This window comes from Streptomyces sp. A0642 (assembly GCF_004795105.1).
In the GTDB taxonomy this organism is placed as follows: domain Bacteria; phylum Actinomycetota; class Actinomycetes; order Streptomycetales; family Streptomycetaceae; genus Streptomyces.
The window spans coordinates 1-569 of record NZ_SSBL01000088.1 but is presented as its reverse complement, the minus strand read 5'-3'; the positions used below and the strand labels follow the sequence as shown (position 1 = coordinate 569).

Genomic DNA, 569 nt, shown 5'->3' with positions numbered 1-569 from the left:
GGTCAAACGGAGGATGCTCACCCTCCACACCCGCCAACACCTCACGCACCGACCAACCCGTGAACGGCGCCAACGCCACATCACACGCCTCAACCACCTGCCGGAAAACCCCACTCTCCTCCAGCAGGACACGCCCCATCCCCACCCACTGCGAACCCTGACCCGGAAAAACGAAGACCACCTTCCCCCGCCGTTCGGCGACCCCGGTCACCACCGCGTCATGCGACCGCCCCTCAGCCAACGCAGACAACGCCTCGACCAACTCACCACGACCAGCAGCCACCACACTCGCCCGCGACTCGAAGTGAGTACGGTGCCGTGCAGCCGTCACCGCGACATCAGCCAACGACACACCCTCACGACCCGACAGCCACGAAGCCCAACGCCCCGCCTGCTCCCGCAACGCCGACTCACCCCGACCGGACACCACCACCGGGAACAACCCCCCGGCCCCATCCCCGGCCACAGGCTCAACCACCCTCGCGACCGGCGGCTCCTCCACAATGACGTGCGCGTTCGTACCACTGAGACCGAACGACGACACACCCGCACGACGCACACGACCAGCG

At 67.3% G+C, this 569-nt stretch carries 1 protein-coding gene and 1 pseudogene; both read right to left on the bottom strand.

The features are described from left to right. Positions 1-346, bottom strand: a 346-nt coding sequence (locus tag E6R60_RS37905) for an acyltransferase domain-containing protein (RefSeq protein ID WP_276614129.1), incomplete at its 3' end; no start/stop codon positions are given. Between the two features lie 3 nt (positions 347-349). Next, positions 350-502 (bottom strand): annotated as a pseudogene (locus tag E6R60_RS37725) (hypothetical protein); the annotation flags it as partial. Positions 503-569: the final 67 nt, after the last annotated feature.